We start from the raw sequence: 22,694 nt of genomic DNA on the forward strand, positions 1-22,694 counted from the left end.
CGAAACAACAGGGGAGAAAAAGACTGTGCGCCGTCACAATCCCGCGGCGGGCCATCGGCATTCGGGACGCCGCGGGGCGGAGGCGCCTCGTGCGTGCCGTTTCCTCAGAGGCCGCCGCGTTCGACGAGTTGCCGGACGATGACGTTGCGCTGGATCTCGTTGGTGCCCTCGCCGACGATCATGAGGGGGGCGTCGCGGAAGTAGCGCTCCACGTCGAACTCGGTGGAGTAGCCGTAGCCGCCGTGGATGCGGACGGCGTTGAGCGCGATCTGCATGGCGGTCTCGGAGGCGAAGAGCTTGGCCATGCCGGCCTCCATGTCGACGCGGCGTCCGGCGTCGGCCTCGCGGGCGGCGTAGAGGGTGAGCTGGCGGGCGGCGGTCAGCGAGGTGGCGGCGTCGGCGAGGTAGTTGCCGATCGACTGGTGCCGCCAGATCGGTTTGCCGAACGACTCGCGTTCCCGGGCGTAGGCCAGGGCGTCCTCCAGCGCGGCGCGTCCGACGCCGAGGGCGCGGGCGGCGACCTGGAGCCGTCCGGTCTCCAGGCCCTTCATCATCTGGGCGAAGCCGCGGCCTTCCGTCCCGCCCAGGACGGCGTCCGGGCGCGCCCGGTGGCCGTCGAAGACGAGTTCGCAGCTCTCGACGCCCTTGTAGCCGAGTTTGGGCAGGTCGCGGGAGACGGTCAGGCCCGGTCCGTGCTCCACCAGCAGGATGGACATCCCCTTGTGGGCGGGGGTCGCGTCGGGGTCGGTCTTGCACAGGAGAGCGATCAGCTGGGAGCGGCGGGAGTTGGTGATCCAGGTCTTGCCGCCGTCGACGACGTAGCCGTGCTCGTCCCTGCGGGCGGTGGTGAGCATGGCCTGCAGGTCGGAGCCGCCGCCCGGCTCGGTGAGGGCCATGGTGGCGCGGATCTCCCCGGTCGCCATCTTCGGCAGGTAGTGCTCCTTCTGGTCCTCGGTGCCGAAGGCCAGCAGCAGCTTGGAGACGACGGTGTGGCCGCCCATCGCGCCGGCGAGGCTCATCCAGCCGCGGGCCAGCTCCTCGGTGATCAGCACGTAGCAGGAGGTGGAGACCGCGCTGCCGCCGTACTCCTCGGGAACGGCGAGCCCGAAGACACCCAGCCGCTTCATCTGCTCGATGAGCTGCTCGGGGTAGGTGTCGGCGTGCTCCAGCTCCCGTACGACGGGCTTGACCTCCCTGTCGACGAAGTCGCGCACGGTCAGGACGGCGAGGCGCTCGTCGTCGGAGAGGATGTCGAGGGTGCTCACGGACGGGACGCTCCTGATCGCAAGAGAAGGAAGGGGGAGGACCGCGGTCGGACGGCGCCGTCCGCGCGCGGCGCAGCGACGGCCTGGTGGGAGCAGCCTAGGCGGCGGACGGGTCAGTCGCGGGGGCGGAGGAGGCCGGCGAGGGCGTCGAGGGCCTCTTTGACGCGCTGGATCTCCGCCGGGTCGTCGGTGTTGATCGCCGCGGCGAGGGCGTCGTCGATCTCTGCGGGGGGACGTGTCTGGGCGTAACTCAGCGCTTCGGCGGTGAGGCGCACCAGGGTCCTGCGGCGGTCGCCGGGGTCGGTGAGGGTCTCCACGACGCCCGCGTCGCGCAGGCGGGCGACGCAGGCCGAGACCTGGCTCTGCGGGAAGTGCACGCGGGCGGTGACGTCGGAGATCGAGCTGCCGGGGTTGTCCGCGATGTCGAAGAGGATCGTCCGGGTCGGGGCGCTGGGGCGGTGGAACTCCAGTTCCGGCATCGCCTGCTCGCCGAGCTTCATCAGCCTGCGGCCCAGTTGGAAGAGCTCGAATCCGTCCACGCCCGTAGATTACACCAAACAAGATGCATCTACCTTGATGTAAATCGGTGTGCCGGGTTAACCTCCTGGCGTGTTGCTTCGTCTGCTTCCTCCGTTCCTGCGCCCGCACCGGCGGACCCTCGCCGCCGTCATGGCGCTGCAGCTCGCCCAGACCGCGGCGGCGCTGCTGTTGCCGGACCTGAGCGCCGACCTCATCGACGACGGCGTGCTCGAGGCCGACACCGGCGCCGTCTGGCGCATCGGCGGGGTGATGGCCGCAGTCGCGCTGGCGCAGCTGGCCTGCGCCCTGGGAGCGGTGGTCCTGGCGGCACGGGTGTCGGCCGAGCTGGCCGGGGAGCTGCGGACGGCACTGTTCGCCCGGGTGCAGGGGTTCTCGGCTCGGGAGCTGGGCCGGTTCGGCACCGCCTCGCTCATCACCCGCACGACCAACGACGTCCAGCAGATCCAGACGATCGTGCAGGTCACGCTGTCGTTCATGGTGACCGCGCCGCTCATGTGCGCGGGCGGCGTCGCCTTCGCCCTCGCCCAGGACGTGCCGCTGTCGCTGCTGCTCGTCGTGGTCGCGCCAATGCTGGGTGGGCTGGTCGTGGGGATCCTGCGGGCGATGACGCCGCTGTCGGTCCGCCTCCAGGAGGCGCTCGACGCGGTCAACCGGATCATGCGCGAGCAGATCACCGGGCAGCGGGTGGTCCGGGCGTTCGTCCGCGAGGAGCACGAGCAGGCCAGGTTCGGTGCGGCCAACGCCGAGTACACCGAGACGTCCCTGCGGCTGGGGCGGCTCATGGCGCTGCTGCACCCGGTCGTGACGGCCGTCGCCGGAGTCGCCGGCGCGGCGGTCGTGTGGTTCGGCGCCGGAAGGGTCGAGTCGGGCGCGATCGGGGTGGGGGCGCTGGCGGCGTTCCTCGGTTACGTCCTGCAGATCCTCGGTGCGGCGATCATGGCGACCTACCTGCTGCAGCAGTGGCCCCGCGCCGACGTCTGCGCCCGGCGCATCAGGGAGGTCCTCGACACCGTGAGCAGCGTCGCCGAGCCCGCGGAGCCGGTGCGCGCTCTGGCCCGGCCCGGCCGGGTCGAGCTGCGCGGCGTCGGGTTCGGCTACCCGGGGGCGGAGGAGGCGGTGCTGAGCGGTGTCGACCTGGTCGCCGAACGCGGCCGGACGGTCGCGGTCATCGGCGGGACCGGAAGCGGCAAGAGCACTCTGCTCTCCCTCCTGCCGCGTCTGGCCGACGTCTCCGAGGGCGCCGTCCTCGTGGGCGGGGTGGACGTGCGCGAACTCGACAGGAAGCTGCTCAGCCGGACCATCGGATACGTACCGCAGCGGGCCTTCCTGTTCTCCGGCACCGTCGCCTCCAACCTCCGCTTCGGCGCACCCGACGCCTCGGACGCCGACCTGTGGCGGGCACTGGAGATCGCGCAGGCGCGTGACTTCGTCGAAGCCCTGCCCGGCGGCCTGGAGGCCCCGATCTCCCAGGGGGGAACGAACGTCTCCGGAGGCCAGCGCCAGCGCCTGGCCATCGCCCGCGCCCTCGTCGGCAGGCCGGAGGTCTACCTGTTCGACGACTCCTTCTCCGCCCTCGACACCTCCACCGAAGCGCGGCTGCGTGCGGCGCTGGCGGAGGAGACCGCGGACGCCGCGGTGATCGTCGTCGCCCAGCGGGTGAGTACCGTCCGCGACGCCGACAGCATCACCGTCCTGGACGCCGGACGCGTCGCGGCCTGCGGCACGCACGCCGAACTTCTCGCCTCGAATCCCGTCTACCGGGAGATCGTTTTGTCCCAGCTCACCGAAGAGGAGGCGGCATGAGCATCACCGTGCGTCGCCTTGGACAGGCGCTCGGCCGCGAGCGCCTGCTGGTCGCCGGAGTCGTCGCGGCCGGAGCCATCGGAGTCGTGCTGTCCGCGGCCGGCCCCCTGCTGCTCGGCCGGGCCACCGACCTCGTCCTGCGCGGCGTCCTCGGCGGCGGCGTCGACCACGCCGCCGTTGGCCGGGTCCTGCTCGCCGCGGTCGGCGTGTACGCCGTGGCCGGGCTGTGCGCGGTGGCGCAGGCGCGCATGGCCGTCCTCGCGGTGCAGCGCATGCTGCGGCGGCTGCGCGACGACCTCGAGGACAAGATCTGGCGGATCCCGCTCGGATACTTCGACGGGCGCAAGCGGGGCGAGGTCCTCAGCCGCGTCACCAACGACGTCGACAACCTCGGCAACAGCCTCCAGCAGGCGCTCGGCCAGCTCATCATCCCGTTGTTCAGCATCTTCGCGATGCTCGGGATGATGTTCTGGGTCTGCTGGCCGCTGGCACTGGTCGCATTGGTGACCGCACCGGTGTCCGTTCTGGTCGCGGCACGCATGGGAAAGCGGGCCAAGCCCGCCTTCGGCGACCTGTGGCGGCACACGGGCGAGCTCAACGGCCACATCGAGGAGATGTACACCGGCCACGAGCTCATCAAGGCGTTCGGCCGGGAGGACCAGGTGCTGCAGGCATTCGCGGAGGGCAACGCCGAACTGACCGGGGCCACACGCAGAGCGCAGGTGATCTCGACTGCGATCCAGCCGCTGATGATGTTCGCCAGCAACGCGAACTACGTCCTCATCGCGATCGCCGGGGGCCTCCTGGTCACCTCCGGCGGGTTGACGGTCGGCGGCATCCAGGCGTTCTTCCAGTACTCCCGCCAGTACAGCCAGCCGTTCGCCCAGCTGGCGAGCATGGTCGGCATGGTCCAGTCCGGTCTCGCCTCGGCCGAGCGGGTCTTCGAGCTCCTCGACGCGCCCGAGCAGACCCCGGACCCCGCGACGCCGACCCGTCCCGACGGTCCCGGACATGTCGCCTTCGAGGACGTCTCCTTCGGCTACACCCCGGACAGACCCCTCATCGAGAACCTCTCCCTGGCCGCCGAGCCGGGCCACACCGTCGCGATCGTCGGCCCCACGGGAGCGGGCAAGACCACCCTGGTCAACCTGCTCCTGCGCTTCCACGAGATCTGCGGCGGCCGCATCACCCTCGACGGCGCCGACATCACCGGCATGTCCCGCGCGGGGCTGCGCTCGCGCATCGGCATGGTCCTGCAGGACACGTGGCTGTTCGGCGGCACCATCGCCGAGAACATCGCCTACGGCCGCAGCGGAGCCACCCGCGAACAGATCGTCGCCGCCGCCAGGGCCGCCCACGCCGACCAGTTCATCCGCACCCTGCCCGACGGATACGACACACCCCTCGACGACGAAGACTCCTCCCTCAGCGCGGGGGAGAAGCAGCTGCTCACCATCGCCCGCGCGTTCCTGGCCGACCCCGCCATCCTCGTCCTGGACGAGGCGACCAGCTCCGTCGACACCCGCACCGAGGCGCTCGTCCAGCAGGCGATGGCCCGCCTGCGCGCGAACCGCACCGCCTTCGTCGTCGCCCACCGCCTGTCCACCATCCGAGACGCGGACACGATCGTGGTCATGCAGGACGGCACCATCGCCGAACAGGGAACCCACGACGAACTCCTCGCCGCACGCGGCCCCTACGCCCGCCTCTACGACGCCCAGTTCGCCGCCCTCTGACCACAGGAGTGTTCCCGCCCAGGGTGTCGGGCGGCTCGCCGACCGTGTTCCTCAGGTGGAGGACCGCAACACGATGCGGGGGGTGCCTTCGGTGTCGGCGGACGGCTCCGGCCGGGTGCCCGCGAAGGCCGCAACGATGGCTTCGGCACGGCGCGCGGCGGCTTCGCGCAGGTCGAAGGTGACCGTGGTGAGCGGGGGGAAGGCCAGCCGGGCGGTGGTGATGTCGTCGGATCCGATGACCGCGAGGTCGGCCGGCGCGGTCAGGCCGTGCACGCGCATGCCGGCCAGGACGGCGATCGCGATCTCGTCGTGGAAGGCGCAGACGCCGGTGACGGACTCCTCGGCCCACCGGGCGACGGCGCGGGCCGCGCTGTCGACCTCCATGCCCGGGCTCAGCGCCAGGGGCGGTTCGACGCCGGCGGCCTGGCAGGCGTCGGTGACACCCTGCAGGCGCCCCTGCGCCATGGGCAGGAGCCCCGGCTCGGAGGGCAGCGCGTAGCCGAGGCGCCGGTGGCCGCGGCCGATGAGGTGCTCGGCCTGCAGGCGGCCGACCGGTGCCGTCACGGAGACGCCGTCGGTGGGGTGGGCGGGCAGGACGACGTCGGCGCCGGCGCGGTGCAGGGACCGGACGGTGTCGGGATCGAAGACCTCGAGGCCCAGGACCGCCGAGGCGCCGATGGCGGCGCACACGTCGGGCAGGGACCTCCCGTGCGCGCCCTCGAGGTGGGTGACCAGGGTCAGCCCGTGCTCGGCGAGCGCGGCGGCGAGCTCTTCGACGAAGCGGCTGATGCTCTGCCCGATGGGCAGGTCGGGGACGGACAGCAGGACGGTGTCGCTGCGTCCGGCGGCCAGGGCGCGCGCCGAGGAATGGGGCCGGTAGTCCAGGCGGCGGGCGGCCTCCAGGACGCGACGCCTGGTCTCCTCGGGGATGGACTGGCCCGGCTTGTTGTTGAGCACGAAGCTCACGGTGGTCTGGGAGACTCCGGCGGCCCGGGCCACGTCGGAGCTGGTGGGGCGCTTCACAGGTCGCGTCATGGTCTTCTCGTCGCAGGGATGCCGATCTCGACGGCGCTCCCATCGTAGAGCCTGCCGCCGGGGCGTACCGGATGGCGTCTCCCGGCCCGTGAACGCCGGTTCGGTCGCCGTTACCAACCCGTGTCTTGTTCGAACCCGCCTCGGGGCCTACCGTACCAATCCGCATTAGTAATGCGAATTACTGCGGATTCCATGGCCCGGTCACACCAGGTCGGCCCCACCCCCAGGGAGTTCCATGTCCATCTCGCCCAGACCGCTCCAGCGGCGGTCCCGGATCCTCACCGCGACCGCCGCCGCGGCGCTGCTGATGACGGCGGCGTGCGGCGGAGGGTCCGATTCCCCGGACGCGTCGCCGAGCGCCGAGAAGCTCGCGATCGCCATCCAGGCACCCCCGAGCTCCTTCGAGGTGACGCGGCTCGACGGCGGTCAGGCGGCCTACGTCTGGGCCTCGGTCTACGACACGCTCCTCTACACCGACGAGAAGGGGCAGATCCAGCCGAACGCGGCCGAGTCCTACACCTACTCCGAGGACCGCAAGACGCTGACCTTCAAGCTCCGCGCGGGCATGGCCTTCAGCTCGGGAGCCCCGGTGAACGCGGCCGCCGCGAAGGCCAGCCTGGACGCCGTCCGCACGACCCCCGGTCTCGGCCAGTCGAACCTGGCCTCGATCGACTCGGTCGAGGCCGCCGACGACCTCACCGTCGTCGTCAAGCTGAAGGAGCCCGACGACTCCCTGGTCCCGTACCTCGCCGGCGGCAGCAGCGCGATCGCCGACCCGGCGGCGATGAAGCAGCCGGACGCCGCGACGAACCCGGTCGCCTCAGGCCCCTACACCCTGGACAAGGGCGCGACGGTCAGCGGCTCGAGCTACACGCTGAAGAAGCGCGAGGACTACTGGAACGCCGCCGCCTACCCGTTCGAGACCATCCAGGTGAAGGTGATGCCCGACCGCGCCGCGGTGGTCAACGCGCTGCGCGCCGGGGAGCTCAACGCCGGCAGCGTCGACTCCTCCCAGGTCGAGACCCTGAAGTCCGCCGGCCTGCGGATCGAGCAGATCAAGGCGAGCTCGGTGGCGACCCTGTTCCTCGCCGACCGCGAGGGCGACAAGCTCGAGCCGCTCGGGGACCTGAAGGTGCGGCAGGCGATCAACATGGCGTTCGACCGCGCCAAGCTGGTCCAGACCGTCCTGCGAGGCACCGGCATGCCCACCGCCCAGCTCTTCAACCCCAAGGGCCGTGCCTACGACGCCGCGCTGGACGAGCTCTACCCCTACGACCCCGCGGCCGCCAAGAAGCTGCTGGCCGAGGCCGGGTACGCGCAGGGCTTCGAGGTGACGATGCCCAGCTTCGTCACCACCAAGCCGCTCGAGCCCGTGATCGCCCAGAGCCTCGCCGACATCGGCGTCAAGGTGACCTGGGAGTCGGTGCCCCTCCAGCAGCAGTTCACGGCGCTCGGCTCGGCGAAGTACCCGATGTACTTCGGCATCTACGGGCTCGACCACGACCCCCTGCTGGTGGACACCTACACCGCTCCCGGCACCCCCACCAACCCGTTCAAGTCGGCCGACCCCGAGCTCACGAAGCTGATCGGCGACGCGGACAAGGCGGGTGACCCGGCGGAGGCCGACGAGGCCTACAAGAAGATCAACCAGTTCTTCGTGAAGAACGCCTGGTTCGCGCCGGTCATGGACATCGGCATGAGCTGGGTGACCGCGAAGGGGATCACGTACCTCGGCGACGGGTCCTCGGCGGCCATCAGCATCCGGTACTTCGGCACCTCCGACTGAGCACGATCCGGGCGGCCCCCGAGGGCCGCCCGGATCCTGAAAGATCCGAAGGAAGCCACACATGCTCCTCTACGTGATCCGCCGCCTGGTCTCCGGACTGGTGCTCGCGGTCCTGGTCACCCTGATCACCTTCCTGCTGCTCGCCCCGTCCTTCGACGGCATCGTGAGCAACAGGATCGGCATCGGGGTCACTTCCGAGGCGGTCCGGGCGCTGAAGGCGGACATGGGTCTCGACCGGCCGGTGCTCGTCCAGTACCTCGACTGGCTGTCGGACGCCGTCCGCGGGGACCTGGGGGTCTCCTTCTTCTCGGGCGAGGCCGTCGGGCACACCGTCGGGCAGCACCTCGGCGTGACCCTGTCGATCGTGGTCGTCACGCTCCTGCTGACGGTCGCCGTCAGCGTCACGCTCGGCGTCCTGGCCGCCTCCCGCGGAGGCGCCGTCGACAGGATCACCCAGGCCGCCTCGCTCACCGGCCACCTCGTCCCGAACCTGCTCATCGCCATCGCGCTCGTCTACCTGCTGGCGATCCGCCTGAAGCTGCTGCCCGCGACCGGCTTCACGCCCGTGACGGAGGACCCCGCCGCGTGGGCCCGGTCCATCACCATCCCGGTGATCGCCCTGCTGGTCGCAAGCGTGGCGGGGCTGACCGCCCAGGTGCGCGGCACCATGATCGACGAGCTGCGCAAGGACTACGTGCGCACGCTGCGCACCCGCGGGATCTCCACCCGGGCGGTGGTGCTGCGCCACGCCCTGCGCAACGCCGCCGGACCCGCGCTGACCGTGCTGTCGTTCGAGTTCGTCGCCCTGCTGGGCGGCGCGCTCATCGTCGAGAAGGTGTTCGCGATCCCGGGCTTCGGCAGCTATGCCTTCGACGCCTCCCTCCAGGGAGACGTCCCGGTCATCATGGGCATCACCCTTTTCGCCGTGCTCCTCGTCGTCACCATCAACCTCGCCGTCGACCTGGTGAACGGCTGGCTCAACCCGAAGGCGAGGATCTTTTGACCGCCGAAACCCCCACCGGCCGGCCGGACCCTCGGCGCCGCAGGTCGACCGCGCACAAGCTGCTCCGCGACCCGCAGGCGGTCGTCACCGCGGGCCTGCTGCTGTTCATCGTCGCCATGGGCCTGCTCGCACCGCTGCTGGCCTCGCACGGCCCGAACGAGTCCTCCCTCGACCACATCGACGCCGGAATCGGCACGCCGGACTACCCGCTGGGCGGCGACCACAGCGGCCGCGACATCTGGGCGCGGCTGCTGCACTCCATCAACACCAGCGTGGTCTCCGCGCTCATCGGCGCGAGCATCGCCCTGATCGTCGGAGTGGCCGCCGGGCTGGTCGGCGGCTACTACGATCGCGCCCGCTCGGCGACCGAGTGGACGTTCAGCCTGGTCATGACCTTCCCCGGACTGCTGCTGCTCATCGTTCTCATGCCGCTGACCGGCGGTGACTTCCGCATCACCATGGCCATCTTCGGCGTGCTGCTGTCACCCGGCATCTACCGCATCGTGCGCAACCAGGTCGTCGGAGTGAAGAACGAACTGTTCGTCGACGCCGCCCGCGTCTCCGGCCTGACCGACCGGCGCATCCTGGCCCGCCACGTCCTGTTCGCGGTACGCGGACCCGTCATCATCGCCACCGCGTTCCTGTGCGGCTCATCCATCGGCGTCCAGGCGGGCCTGGCCTTCCTCGGCGTCGGACCGGCCACCGTCCCCAGCTTCGGATCCATGGCCGCCGAAGGTTTCCAGAACCTCTACATCGCCCCCCTCCAGGTGGTCTGGCCCAGCCTCGTGCTCGGCACCATGACCGCCTCGCTCGTCCTGCTCGGCAACGCGCTGCGCGACACGCTGGAGGGCGCCACCCGCAGGCCGTCCAAGGTCGCCGCACTGAAGGCCGCGAAGGCGTCCGCGGTGGACGACGCGTCGTCCGCGCTGCTGGTCGTGCAGGACCTGGCCATCGCCTACCCGACGCCCTCGGGCGAGCTGAACGAGGTCGTCAGCGGGGTGGACCTGCGGCTGGAGGCCGGCGAGACGCTCGGGCTCGTGGGCGAGTCCGGGTCGGGCAAGACCCAGACGGCGTTCGCGGTCCTGGGCGTGCTGCCGCCGGAGGCGGTCATCACCCGCGGCTCCATCCGCCTGGACGGGCGCGAGCTGCTCGGGCTGAAGGAGTCCGAGCTGCGCGGACTGCGCGGGAGGACGATCGCCTACATCCCGCAGGAGCCCATGTCCAACCTCGACCCCTCCGCCACCGTCGGATCCCAGCTCGTCGAGGGCCTGCGCGCGGCGAGCGGCGTCTCCCGGCAGGAGGCGCGAGAGCGGGTGCTCGCCCTCCTCGCGCGGGTCGGCATCCCCGACCCCGAGCACACCTTCGGCTCCTACCCGCACCAGATCTCCGGCGGCATGGCCCAGCGCGTGCTGATCGCCGGGGCGGTGGCCTGCCGGCCGGTCCTGCTGATCGCCGACGAGCCGACGACCGCGCTGGACGTCACGGTGCAGGCCGAGATCCTCGACCTGCTGCGCGACCTGCAGGAGGAGATGGGCATGGCGGTGCTGCTGGTCACCCACAACTTCGGCGTGGTCGCCGACATCTGCGACCGCATCGCGGTCATGCGCGACGGGCGGGTCGTCGAGACGGGGACCTCCCTGGAGATCTTCCGCGAGGCCCGGCACCCCTACACCCGGATGCTCCTGGACTCCGTCCTGGACGAGGAGACCGTGCGGACCGACCCGCCGGCCGCGGCGTCTCCGATGGCCGCGGTGGCCGAGAGCGCGGGGAAGGAGAAGTGATGGCGACGCCTCTGCTCGAGGTGAAGGACCTGCGCCTGGCCTACCCGGGCCAGGGCTTCCGGGCCCGTCCGGTGGAGATCCTGCACGGGGTCTCCCTGACGGTGGGCGAGGGCGAGACCCTCGGCCTGGTGGGGGAGTCCGGGTCGGGCAAGACGACGATCGGCCGTGCCCTGCTGGGCCTGGCCGAGCCCAGCGGCGGCAGCGTCGTGTTCGCGGGCCGGGACATCACCTGTCTCCCGTCCAAGGAGCGCCGCGCCCTGGCCCGCGACATCCAGGTCGTCTTCCAGGACCCCTACACCTCCCTCAACCCGTCGCTGACGATCGGCGACATCCTCAGCGAGCCGCTCATCGTCCAGGGAGCCACCGCGAAGGACGCCCGCGGCAAGGTCGGCGAGCTCCTCGACCGGGTCGGGCTGCCCGCGGACGCGGCCGAGCGGCTGCCCCGGGAGTTCAGCGGCGGCCAGCGCCAGCGCGTGGCCATCGCCCGCGCCCTGGCTCCGGAGCCGAGGCTGATCGTCTGCGACGAGCCGGTCTCCGCACTCGACCTGTCGACCCAGGCCCGCGTCCTCGACCTGCTCATCGACATCCAGCGCCGCACGGGCGTGGCCTACCTGTTCATCTCCCACGACCTGGCCGTCGTGCGCCACATCAGTCACCGCGTGGCCGTCCTGTACCGCGGCGACCTCGTCGAGACCGGCCCGGCGCGGAAGATCACGGCGACCCCGGAGCACCCTTACACGCGCCGCCTCGTCCTGGCCTCACCGGTCGCCGACCCGGTGGAGCAGGAAAGGCGCCGCGCCGAACGCCGCCGCCTCGCCGCGGAGGCCGCTCCGGACGTCGCCTAGCCGCGTACACCTGCCCCCCCCGCGCAGGTGTACGCTCACTATTGCTAATGCGCATTAGTTCCCTCTTCATCAAAGGAAACGAAGGACTCAGCACGTGAGCGAGCATCGCCGTACGAGCATCACCCCGGGCCGGCCCTGGCTGGACACCAAGGGCGAGCGCATCCAGGCCCACGGAGGGTCGATCCTGTACCTCGACGGCACGTTCTACTGGTACGGGGAGAACAAGGAGAAGACCCTTCCCGGCAGCGGCGTCTGGCACTGGGGCATCCGCCTGTACGCCTCCCAGAACCTGTACGACTGGGAGGACCGCGGCCTGATCATCCCGCCCCAGCCCGACGACCCCGCCAGCCCGCTGCACCCGGCCAAGCAGGTCGACCGGCCCCACATCGTCCACGACCGGCGGACCGGGAAATTCGTCTGCTGGCTCAAACTCATGGGCGAGTTCCAGGAGTCCACCGTGCTGGTCGCCGACGCCATCGAGGGGCCGTACCGCATCGTGCGCACCGGCCTGCGCCCCCTGGGGATGAGCGCCGGGGACTTCGACCTGGTCGTCGACCCCTACGACGGCAAGGGCTACTACTACTTCGAGCGCGTGCACAGCGAACTCATCTGCGCCGACCTCACCGAGGACTACACCGGCGTGACCGGCTACTACTCCACCCATTTCCCGCAGCCGGGCCCGCCGTCCGTCCGCGAGGCCCCCGCCTACTTCCGCCGCGGCGCCAAGCACTACCTGTTCACCTCCGGGACCTCGGGCTACCTCCCGAACCCGAGCGAGGTCGCGGTCGCCGACACCTACCACGGACCCTGGACCGTCCTGGGCGATCCGCACCCGGGCGACGAGACCGGCACCTCCTACCGGTCGCAGATCTCCTCGGTCTTCAAGCACCCGCACAAGAAGGACCTCTACATCGCCCTGGGCGACCGGTGGCTGCCGGACGTGCCGGCCGAGATCTCCGCCCGTGCCCTCGCGCGCCTGGCGGGCGGCCCGCCCGCCCCCGAAGCGGATCCCGGAACGAGCGAGGACCGGGAGAAAGTACGAACCGCCTTCATGGAGCCCAACACCTCCCTGGCGGACTACGTCTGGCTGCCGGTCCGCTTCGACGGCGACCGCCCCTGTCTCGACTGGCACGACGAATGGCGCATCGAGGACTACGACTGATGAACATCCCTGACCTTCTGGCCCGCCTCACCATCGAGGAGAAGGCCGCGCTGCTCTCGGGCCGGAGCGCCTGGGAGACCGCGCCGGTCGACCGGCTCGGCATTCCCTCGGCCACGCTGACCGACGGCCCGCACGGCCTGCGCATGCAGGATCCGGCGGCCGAGCGTTTCAGCTTCGACGTGAGCCTGCCGGCCACGTGTTTCCCCACCGCGTCGGCGCTGGGATCGTCCTGGGACACCGCCCTGCTGGCCCGGGTGGGAGAGGCGCTCGGGGACGAGAGCCGCGCCGCGGATGTGGCGGTCCTGCTCGGCCCGGGCGTCAACATCAAGAGATCGCCGCTGTGCGGCCGCAACTTCGAGTACCTCTCCGAGGACCCCGTCGTCAGCGGAATCCTGGGCGCGGCGCTGGTGCGCGGTGTGCAGAGCCGGGGCGTGGGCGCCTCGGTGAAGCACTTCGCGGCCAACAACCAGGAGACCGACCGCATGCGGGTCAGCGCCCAGGTCGACGAGCGCACGCTGCGGGAGATCTACCTGGCCGCCTTCGAACACGTCGTCACCACCGCGAAGCCGTGGACGGTGATGGCCGCCTACAACAAGGTCAACGGCGTCCACGCCGCGCAGCACCCGTGGCTGCTGACCGAAGTGCTGCGCGACGAGTGGGGCTTCGACGGCGTGGTGGTCTCGGACTGGGGCGCGGTCTGCGACCCCGTGGCCGCCGTCGCCGCGGGCTTGGACCTGGAGATGCCCACCACGAACGGCACCAGTGCGGCACGGCTCGTCGAGGCGGTGCAGGCCGGTCGGCTCGAGCAGGCCGCGCTCGACCGGGCCGTGACGCGCATGCTGGAGCTCTTGGACCGCTCCGCGCAGGCGGGCCCCGCCGAAGCCGTCGACTTCGACCGGCACCACGCCCTGGCCCGGCTGGCCGCCGCCGAGTCGGCGGTCCTGCTGAAGAACGAGGACGCGATCCTGCCGCTGGACCCGGAGGCCGGTCCGAGCGTGGCGGTGATCGGCGAGTTCGCCCGCACACCCAGGTTCCAGGGGGCGGGCAGCTCCCTGGTCAACGCCGTCCGCGTCGACAACGCTCTGGACGCCCTCACGGAGGCGGCCGGGGAACACCTGCACCTGACGTTCTCGCCCGGCTTCACCCTCTCGGGCGAGGAGGACGAGGCACTGCTGACGGAGGCGGTCTCCGCCGCCGAGGAGGCCGACGTCGCCGTGGTGTTCCTGGGCCTGCCCGAAGGGGAGGAGACCGAGGGCACCGACCGCGAGCACATCGGCCTGCCCGACGTCCAGCTCCGGCTGCTGGAGGCGGTGGCGCGGGCCAACCGGAACACGGTGGTCGTGCTGGCCAACGGAGGAGTGGTCGAGACCGCGAACTGGGACCACCACGCCAAAGCCGTCCTGGAGGGATGGCTGGGCGGGCAGGCCGGTGGCGGCGCGATCGCCGACCTGCTGCTCGGCCGGGTCAACCCGTCCGGGAAGCTGGCCGAGACCATTCCGCTGCGCCTCCAGGACACCCCGTCCCACCTGGACTTCCCCGGTGCTGAGGGCGTCGTCTCCTACGGGGAGCGCCTTTACGTCGGATACCGCTACTACGACGCCAGGGACATGGCCGTCGCCTACCCCTTCGGGCACGGCCTGTCCTACACCGCCTTCGCCTACTCCGACCTGCACACGACGGTCGAAGGGGAGGGCGAGGACGCCGTCGTGCGGCTGCGGCTCACCCTGGCCAACACCGGGTCCGTCACCGGCAAGGAAGTGGTGCAGGTCTACGTCGGCGATCCGATCTGCTCGGTCGACCGGCCCGTCCGGGAGCTCAAGGCCTTCACCAAGATAGAGCTCGCCCCCGGTGAGGCCGCGCCCGTGGAGTTCGAGCTGCGCGCCCGGGACCTTTCCTTCTTCCACCCAGTCCACGGCCGGTGGGTGCTGGAGAGCGGTGACTTCGAGCTCAGCGTCGGTTCGTCCTCCCGCGACCTGCGCCTGACCGCCACCGTGACGGTGGAAGCTCCTCCGCTCGCGCGCCCCCTCGCCCTGGAGTCGTCGGTCGGGGACTGGCTGGACGACCCGGAAGGCGGCCCCCTGCTCATGGAGGCGGTGCGGACGATGGAGGGGTCGGGCATCGCCCACGACCCGGAGATCCTCCGCATGGTCGAGGCGCTGCCGCTGAACCGGCTGATCGCGATGGGCGGAGGCCGCCTGGACACCACGGAAATCGATCGTTTTCTCGGCGGCCGTACGGCCGGGCACGGCGCGTAGAGACCCAGGGAAGGCAAGATCCATGATTCGCATTTCTTTCAACGACGGATGGCAGGCCCGGCCCAAGGTCAACCCCTTCGCCGAGCTGTCCGGCACCTCCGTCCCGTTCCGGCCGGTGACGCTGCCGCACGACGCGATGATCACACAGGACCGGGTGAAACCGGACAGCGCGGCCACGATGGAGAACGGGGCAGGCGCCTACTTCCCCGGCGGCGTCTTCGAGTACCGCAAGGCGTTCTTCGTGCCGGAGGAGCACCGGGGCAAGCGGGTCTTCTTCGAGTTCGAGGGCGTCTACCGCGACGCGACCGTCCACATCAACGGCGACTACGCCGGGCAGCGCCCCTACGGCTACTCCCACTTCCACATCGACGCCGACCGGTTCCTGCGCTTCGGCCAGGACAACGAGATCTGCGTCGAGGCCCGCGCCCACCGCGACTCCCGCTGGTACACCGGAGCGGGGATCTACCGCGACACCTGGATGCTCGTCGGCGAGACGGCCCGCATCGCGCCCGACGGCGTCCGCGTCACCACCCCCGACATCGACCGGGACCGGGCGGTGGTGGAGGTCGCGGTCAAGGTTGAGAACGACTCCCTGGCCATCCGCACCCTCGAGCTGGCGGCCGAGATACGCGATGCCGTCGGCACCGTCGTGGCCGCCGACACCGCGAAGGTCACGGTGCTGCCCGGTGAGCCCGCGACCGCCCGCCCTCGCCTCTACGTCCTCGACCCGGCGCTGTGGAGCACCGACTCGCCTTCCCTCTACACCTGCGGCCTGAGCCTGCGGGAAGGGGCCGAGGAGGTGGACGCCGAGACCGTCACCTTCGGTATCCGTTCGCTGCAGCTCGACCCCCGGTTCGGGCTGCGCATCAACGGCGAGACCGTCAAGCTGCGCGGCGCGTGCGTCCACCACGACAACGGAGTGCTCGGCGCAGCGACCTTCGCCCGCGCCGAGGAGCGCCGGGTGGAGTTGCTGAAGGCGGCGGGATTCAACGCGATCCGCATGTCCCACCAGCCGATGAGCAAGGCCATGCTGGACGCCTGCGACCGGTTCGGCGTTCTGGTGATGGACGAGGCGTTCGACATGTGGACCTCGGCCAAGAGCGAGTTCGACTACAGCCTGCACTTCCCCGAATGGTGGGAACGTGACATCGAGGCGATGGTCGCCAAGGACTTCAACCACCCCAGCGTCGTCTTCTACTCCATCGGCAACGAGATCCCCGAGGTCGGCTCGACCGTCGGGGCGGCCTGGGGCCGCAGGCTCGCCGAGAAGGTCCGCTCCCTGGACGGCACCCGCTACGTCACCAACGGCATCAACAACATGCTGGCCGTGCTGCCGGAGGTGATGAAGGCGAGGCAGCAGGCGAAGGCGGCGGACGAAGGCGCGGGCATCAACACCGTCATGGCCGACGCCGGGGACATGATGAACATGGTCAGCGCCTCGGAGATGGTGACCGAGCGCACCGCCGAGTCCTACGCGGTGCTGGACGTCGCCGGCATGAACTACTCCGAGAGCCGCTACGCGCTGGACAAGGACCTGTTCCCGGGCCGCATCATCGTGGGCACCGAGACCTTCTCCACCCACATCGAGGGCAACTGGAAGCTGGTCGAGCAGTACGACCACGTCATCGGCGACTTCACCTGGACCGGCTGGGACTACCTGGGCGAAGTGGGCATCGGCCGTCCCCAGTACCTCACGCCCGAGAACCCGAGGCCCGTCCACGTGGGGCCCTACCCCTACCTGCTCGCGGGCTGCGGCGACCTCGACATCACCGGCCACCGGCGTCCCGTCTCCTACTACCGGGAGATCGTCTTCGGCCTGCGCTCCGAGCCCTACGTGGCGGTCAGGCGGCCTGAGCACCACGGCAAGACCTGGGGAGCGAGCCCGTGGGCGTGGAGCGACGCCGTCTCCAGCTGGACCTGGCCCGGATCCGAGGGCGCGCCGATCGCCGTCGAGGTCTACGGCGACGCCGACGAGGTGGAGCTCCTCGTCAACGGAAGCTCGCTCGGACGGCGGCCGACGGGGAGGGAGCAGGCCTTCCGCACCGAGTTCGAGACGGTCTACGAACCCGGTGAGCTGGTGGCGATCGCCTACCGGGACGGCACGGAGTCCGGCCGCCACCTCGTGCGGTCCGCCGAGGGCCCGGTGCGGCTGCGCGCCGAGGCCGACCGGCAGGCCATCACGACCGCCAACGGCGACCTGGCCTACGTCACCTTCACCCTGACCGACGCCGCCGGGACGGTCCACACCGCCGCCAACCGCCCGGTGCGTGTGGAGGTCTCCGGCGACGGAGTCCTCGCCGGCTTCGGCAGCGCCGCCCCGGCGACCGAGGAGCGGTTCGACGCGACCGAGCACCGCACCTACGAGGGACGCGCGCTGGCCGTCCTGCGTCCGACCGGCGCCGGGAAGATCCGCCTTCTTGCCTCCGCTTCGGACTGCGAACCGGTCGAGATCCTGGTGGCCGTCGAATGACGGGCGCAGCCGCCGGGAGATCCGACCAGACCCCTACCGGAAAGAGGACCATGATCGACCGCCAGGCGGTGGTCCGCCGCCACACCGTCGAGCTGACGGAAGCCGACCCGTCGCACGTGCTGACGGTCGGCAACGGCGACTTCGCCTTCACCGCCGACATCACCGGCATGCAGACCTTCACCGCCTTCCACGACCAGGCCGCCGCCCAGGTGGAGCGGCGCCTGGCGGTGAACACCGCGACGATGTCGACCTGGGGCTGGCACGAGATGCCCAACCCCGACGGGTTCGTGCTCGACGACGCGATGTCGACCTACGAGTCCGCCCGCGGACCCGTGCGGTATCCCGACAGGTTCGACATGGCGGCGGCGTTCGGCGGCGAGGTCGCCGAGGAGTACCGCGCCGGGACGTGGCTCCACCTGAACCCCCACCGGCTGGACCTGGGCCGGATCGGCCTCGTGCTCCGGCCGGAGGCGGGCGCCGCGCCGGAGACCGACCCGGCGGCGCTCGCGAACCCGCGCCAGCGCCTCGACCTGTGGACCGGCGTGCTCGAGACCGCCTTCGAGTACGCCGGGCACGAGGTGCGCGTCACGACGGTCGCCGATCCACGCCTGGCGCGGGTCGCCTTCCGCGTCGAGTCCGAGTTGCTCGCCGACGGCCGGGCGGCCGTGGCCGTCAGGTTCCCCTACGCCAGCGACGGTTTCTTCCAGACCTCGGACTGGTCCTCACCCGACAAGCACCGCACGGAGCTGGAACGCCTGGGTGAACAGGCTTGCCTGTTCGGCCGCACCCTCGACGACGCCCGGTACACGGTGCGCCTGGACTGGTCGCGGGGCACCATCGAAACGGCCGGAGAGCCGCACGAGTTCGCGCTGACGACCCCGGCCACCACGCTGGAGCTCGTCACTTCCTTCGCCCCTGGCAACGGCGCGGAACTCCAGCCGGGCGGATTCGCCCCGATCCTGGACGCCGCGGCGGCATCCTGGCGCGACTTCTGGACCTCGGGTGCGGCGATCGACTTCGCTGGCAGCACCGACCCGCGGGCCGCGGAGCTGGAGCGCCGTGTCGTCCTGTCGCAGTATCTGACCGCGGTGAACTGCTCCGGCACCACTCCGCCCCAGGAGACGGGCCTGATCACCAACTCCTGGCAGGGCAAGTTCCACCTGGAGATGCACTGGTGGCACACCGCGCACTTCGCGGCATGGGGGCGTCCCGAACTGCTGGAACGCAGTATGGACTGGTACCTGTCCATACTGGACTCCGCCCGCGAGACCGCCCGCCGCCAGCACTACGCGGGCGCCCGCTGGCCCAAACACGTCGGCCCCGACGGCAGGGAGAGCCCCAGCGACATCGGTGCCCTGCTCATCTGGCAGCAGCCCCACCCCCTCTACCTGCTGGAACTCCTCCACCGCAGCGGGCGGCACCGCGACGACCTGGTGCCGCGCTTCGCGGAACTGGTCGAGGAGACGGCGCTGTTCATGGCGGACTTCGTCGAGGAGCGCGACGGCGCCTACCACCTGCCCGCGCCGCTGGTCCCCGCCCAGGAGTTCTACGACGCCAAGACCACCGAGGACCCCACCTTCGAACTGGCCTACTGGTGGTGGGGCCTGGAGATCGCCCAGCTGTGGCGCGAACGCCTCGGCAAGGACCGCGACGAGCACTGGCAGCGCATCCAGGACGGCCTCGTGAAGCCCCACCAACGTGAAGGCCTCTACACGGCGATCGCGACCGAGCCCTACCTGCGGCGTGACGACCATCCGTCCCTGCTGTGCGCCTTGGGCGTCGTTCCGGACACCCCGCTCGTCGATCCGGCCGTCATGGAGGCGACCCTTCTGGACGTCCGCGACGGCTGGCAGTGGGACACCGCCTGGGGCTGGGACTTCCCCGTCATGGCCATGACCGCGACCCGTCTGGGCCGTCCGGACCTGGCCGTCGACGCGCTCCTCATGGACGGCTCGAAGAACCGGTACCTGCCCACCGGCCACACCCCCCAGATCGGCAGCCTCTTGCCGATCTACCTCCCGTCCAACGGGGCCCTCCTGGCCGCAGTCTCCCTCATGGCCGCAGGGTGGGACGGAGCCGGCGCCGACTGCCCGGGCTTCCCAGGAGACGGAACCTGGACCGTCCGCCACGAGGGGTTCACCCCATGGCCGTGACGGTGCGGCCCCACCCGACGCGCCGGACGGCCCTGCCCGCTCGCTGACCTCGAAGGGAAATACGTGATCATGGAAGTGACCGGATTGAGGTTCGAGCACCTGCGGGAGCCGCTGGGCGTGGGCACGGCCCGGCCCCGGCTGTCGTGGCGCACCGAGACCGGTGCGCCGGGTTGGGTGCAGACGGCTTATGAGGTGGAGGCGCGCGGCGATCGGGTGCGGGTCGAATCCGCTGATTCGGTGCTGGTGCCGTGGCCGTTCGCGCCGCTGGCCTCGCGTGAACGCGTCACGGTCTCGGTCCGGGTGGCTGATCTGTCGGGTGAGCGGTCGCCGTGGGTGTCGACGGAGGTCGAGGCGGGTCTCCTGCACGCGGACGACTGGGCGGCGGAGTTCGTGGGGCCCGGCGAGGGGTCGTTGCTGCGGACGGAGTTCGCGTCCGGCCCTGGTCTGGCGTCGGCTCGTCTGTACGCGACGGCGCTGGGGGTCTACGAGGCCGAGCTGAACGGCGAGCGGGTCGGCGATCACGTGCTGGCCCCCGGCTGGACGAGCTACCGGCACCGCCTGCGCTACCAGACCTACGACGTCACCGGGCTCGTCCGGGAGGGCGCCAACTGCCTGGGCGCGATGCTGGGCGACGGCTGGTACCGGGGCAGGCTCGGGTTCGAGGGCAAGCGCGCGCTGTACGGGGAGCGGCTGGCGCTGCTCGCCCAGCTCGAGCTCTCCTACGAGGACGGTACGGTTCACCGGATCATCACCGCCCGGAAACCTGGAAGGCCTCCTCCGGTGCGCTGCTGTCCAGCGATCTGTACGACGGCGAGGTCTACGACGCCCGTAAGGAGCAGGAGGGCTGGTCGCAGCCGGGTTTCGACGACTCGGCCTGGTGGCCCGCCGAGTCCGTCGAGCACGATCTGTCCATCTTGGTCGTTCCGACGGGTCCGCCGGTGCGCGTCACCGAGACGCTGGAACCGGTCGCCACGCTCACTTCACCGTCCGGGAAGACGATTCTGGACTTCGGGCAGAACCTCGTCGGCAGGCTCCGGATCACGGTTTCTGGTCAGGCGGGGGAGGAGGTGGTACTCCGTCACGCCGAGATCCTGCAGGACGGCGAGCTGTGCACCGGGCCGCTGCGCACGGCGAAAGCGACCGACACCTATGTCCTGCGCGGTGGCGGGGCCGAGGCCTGGGAGCCGCGTTTCACCTTTCACGGGTTCCGGTACGCGGAGGTCACCGGCCCGGTGAGCGGTGCCGTGGCCCTGGTGTGCCATTCGGACATGGAGCGCACCGGCTGGTTCTCCTGCTCTGATCCGCTGGTGGAGCGGTTGCACGAGAACGCGGTGTGGGGGATGCGCGGCAACTTCCTGGACGTGCCCACCGACTGCCCCCAGCGTGATGAGCGTCTGGGCTGGACGGGTGACCTCCAGGTGTTCGCACCGACCGCGTCGTTCCTGTACGACAGCTCCGGCTTCCTGAACTCCTGGCTGGCCGACCTGGCGGCCGAGCAAGAACCCGACGGCGCGGTGCCCTCCGTCATCCCCTCCGTAGTGCACGCCCCGGTCGCGGCGGCCTGGGGTGACGCGGCGGTGATCGTTCCCTGGACGCTCTACCAGCGCTACGGCGACCTCGGCGTCCTGGAGGCGCAGTTCTCCAGCATGTGTGCCTGGGTGGACCATGTGGAGTCGCTCGCGGGCGAGGATCTGCTGTGGAATTCGGGTTTCCAGTACGGGGACTGGCTGGATCCGACGGCCCCTCCCGGTAGGCCCGAGGCGGCCAAGACCTATCCGGAGATCGTGGCGACCGCCTACTTCGCGCGCTCGGCGGACCTGGTGGCCCGGACCGCGCTCCTGCTCGGCCGCACCGGCGAAGCCGAGCGCTACGAAGCGCTGGCCACGCGGATCCGGCGGGCGTTCCGGGACGAGTACATCACCCCGTCCGGCCGTCTGCTGTCGGACTCCCAGACCGCTTATGGGCTGGCCCTGCGGTTCGGCCTGCTGCCCGGCGGCGAGCAGCGGCGGCATGCGGCCGGGCGTCTGGCGGACCTGCTGCGCGGCTCCGGCTACCGGATCGCCACGGGTTTCGTGGGGACTCCGCTGGTCTGCGACGCGCTCGCCGAGTCCGGGTTCCTGGATTCGGCCTACCGGCTGCTGCTGCAGAAGGAGTGCCCGTCGTGGCTGTATCCGGTCGTCCAGGGGGCGACGACGATCTGGGAGCGGTGGGACAGCCTCCTGCCCGACGGACGGGTGAACCCCAGCGGTATGACGTCCTTCAACCACTACGCCTTCGGCGCGGTCGCCGACTGGCTGCACCGCACCGTCGCCGGACTGGCCCCCGCCGAGCCCGGCTACCGGCGCCTGCGCATCACGCCCCGCCCCGGCGGCGGCCTCACCCACGCCTCCGCCCGGCTGCGCACCCCCTACGGCCTCGCCGCCTGCTCATGGACGCTGAACGGTGAACGGCTCACCGTCGAAGCGACCGTTCCGCCCAACACCTCGGCCGAGGTGAACCTGCCCGACGGCACCGAGCAGACCGTCGGATCGGGCACCCACCGGTGGAACGTCCCGTTCTCGGACCTCACCGCTGACCTGCCACCGCTGACCCTGGACAGCACTCTCGGCGAGGTCGCCGACCGGCCCGGCGCGCTGAAGTTGCTCACCGACGCCATCGTGGCCAGGATGCCGGAGATCGCCGAGTTCATCGGGACAGGGCTGGGCTCCGCGCCCCAAGGCACGAGGATCCGGGACGCGCTGAAGCTGATCCCCGGCGCCGAGCCGATCCTCCATGACGTGGAGACCGCGTTCGCGGAACTCGGGAGGGGCGGCGGGTGAGGTCTCATGAGTCTCCGACCACGGCCCTCTGACGAGCGGCA

General features: G+C 70.9%; 14 protein-coding genes and 2 pseudogenes. 13 read left to right on the forward strand and 3 right to left on the reverse strand.

Going from position 1 to position 22,694, the window contains the following annotated elements; all coding sequences use genetic code 11:
• Positions 1-104: 104 nt before the first annotated feature.
• Positions 105-1,265 (reverse strand): acyl-CoA dehydrogenase family protein, encoded by a 1,161-nt coding sequence (locus tag C2865_RS25380; RefSeq protein ID WP_106401061.1) that lies wholly within the window; start codon positions 1,263-1,265, stop codon positions 105-107.
• 113 nt (positions 1,266-1,378) lie between these two features.
• The gene (locus tag C2865_RS25385; RefSeq protein WP_106401062.1) at positions 1,379-1,804 is read right to left on the reverse strand and encodes a MarR family winged helix-turn-helix transcriptional regulator; all 426 of its coding nucleotides are present in this window, start codon (positions 1,802-1,804) and stop codon (positions 1,379-1,381) included.
• Positions 1,805-1,874: 70 nt separating this feature from the next.
• Between C2865_RS25385 and C2865_RS25390 the strand changes: the two genes are divergently transcribed.
• Positions 1,875-3,608 carry an ABC transporter ATP-binding protein gene (locus tag C2865_RS25390; protein WP_106401063.1) on the forward strand — a complete coding sequence of 578 codons (1,734 nt, stop codon included), beginning with the start codon at positions 1,875-1,877 and terminating at the stop codon, positions 3,606-3,608.
• Positions 3,605-5,344, forward strand: a complete 1,740-nt coding sequence (locus tag C2865_RS25395; RefSeq protein WP_106401064.1) for an ABC transporter ATP-binding protein — start codon at positions 3,605-3,607, stop codon at positions 5,342-5,344. Before C2865_RS25390 ends, C2865_RS25395 begins: the two co-directional genes overlap by 4 nt.
• 51 nt (positions 5,345-5,395) lie before the next feature.
• On the opposite strand, the gene C2865_RS25400 is transcribed toward C2865_RS25395, so the two are convergent.
• Entirely contained in the window at positions 5,396-6,379 is a 984-nt protein-coding gene (locus tag C2865_RS25400) for a LacI family DNA-binding transcriptional regulator (protein ID WP_106401065.1), read from the reverse strand.
• Between the two features lie 235 nt (positions 6,380-6,614).
• Between C2865_RS25400 and C2865_RS25405 the strand changes: the two genes are divergently transcribed.
• The 11 genes and pseudogenes from C2865_RS25405 (at position 6,615) to C2865_RS25445 (ending at position 22,653) form a co-directional block, all read left to right on the forward strand.
• Positions 6,615-8,165: an ABC transporter substrate-binding protein gene (locus C2865_RS25405; RefSeq protein ID WP_106401066.1), complete on the forward strand. Its 1,551-nt coding sequence runs from the start codon at positions 6,615-6,617 to the stop codon at positions 8,163-8,165.
• Between the two features lie 61 nt (positions 8,166-8,226).
• Positions 8,227-9,168 (forward strand): ABC transporter permease, encoded by a 942-nt coding sequence (locus C2865_RS25410; RefSeq protein ID WP_106401067.1) that lies wholly within the window; start codon positions 8,227-8,229, stop codon positions 9,166-9,168.
• Complete coding sequence (locus C2865_RS25415; protein ID WP_232835806.1) at positions 9,165-10,949, forward strand: dipeptide/oligopeptide/nickel ABC transporter permease/ATP-binding protein; 1,785 nt, start codon at positions 9,165-9,167, stop codon at positions 10,947-10,949. The genes C2865_RS25410 and C2865_RS25415 overlap by 4 nt, the downstream gene beginning before the upstream one ends.
• Positions 10,949-11,794, forward strand: coding sequence for an ATP-binding cassette domain-containing protein (locus C2865_RS25420; RefSeq protein ID WP_106401068.1), 846 nt, complete (start codon positions 10,949-10,951; stop codon positions 11,792-11,794). The genes C2865_RS25415 and C2865_RS25420 overlap by 1 nt, the downstream gene beginning before the upstream one ends.
• 94 nt (positions 11,795-11,888) lie before the next feature.
• Complete coding sequence (locus tag C2865_RS25425) at positions 11,889-12,956, forward strand: family 43 glycosylhydrolase (RefSeq protein ID WP_106401069.1); 1,068 nt, start codon at positions 11,889-11,891, stop codon at positions 12,954-12,956.
• Positions 12,956-15,211: a glycoside hydrolase family 3 C-terminal domain-containing protein gene (locus C2865_RS25430; RefSeq protein WP_198653585.1), complete on the forward strand. Its 2,256-nt coding sequence runs from the start codon at positions 12,956-12,958 to the stop codon at positions 15,209-15,211. Before C2865_RS25425 ends, C2865_RS25430 begins: the two co-directional genes overlap by 1 nt.
• A 22-nt stretch (positions 15,212-15,233) precedes the next feature.
• Positions 15,234-17,681, forward strand: a complete 2,448-nt coding sequence (locus C2865_RS25435) for a glycoside hydrolase family 2 TIM barrel-domain containing protein (protein WP_106401071.1) — start codon at positions 15,234-15,236, stop codon at positions 17,679-17,681.
• A 50-nt stretch (positions 17,682-17,731) separates the two neighbouring features.
• On the forward strand, positions 17,732-19,834 hold the full coding sequence (locus C2865_RS25440) for a hypothetical protein (protein ID WP_106401072.1): 2,103 nt from the start codon (positions 17,732-17,734) through the stop codon (positions 19,832-19,834).
• 69 nt (positions 19,835-19,903) lie between these two features.
• A pseudogene (locus C2865_RS40975) lies at positions 19,904-20,530 on the forward strand (alpha-L-rhamnosidase N-terminal domain-containing protein); the annotation flags it as partial.
• Between the two features lie 104 nt (positions 20,531-20,634).
• A pseudogene (locus C2865_RS41540) lies at positions 20,635-20,727 on the forward strand (alpha-L-rhamnosidase N-terminal domain-containing protein); the annotation flags it as partial.
• Between the two features lie 21 nt (positions 20,728-20,748).
• Positions 20,749-22,653, forward strand: coding sequence for a family 78 glycoside hydrolase catalytic domain (locus C2865_RS25445; protein ID WP_232835825.1), 1,905 nt, complete (start codon positions 20,749-20,751; stop codon positions 22,651-22,653).
• The last annotated feature ends 41 nt before the right edge of the window (positions 22,654-22,694 follow it).

This window comes from Actinocorallia populi, from assembly GCF_002995495.1.
GTDB classification, from domain to species: Bacteria; Actinomycetota; Actinomycetes; order Streptosporangiales; family Streptosporangiaceae; genus Actinocorallia; species Actinocorallia populi.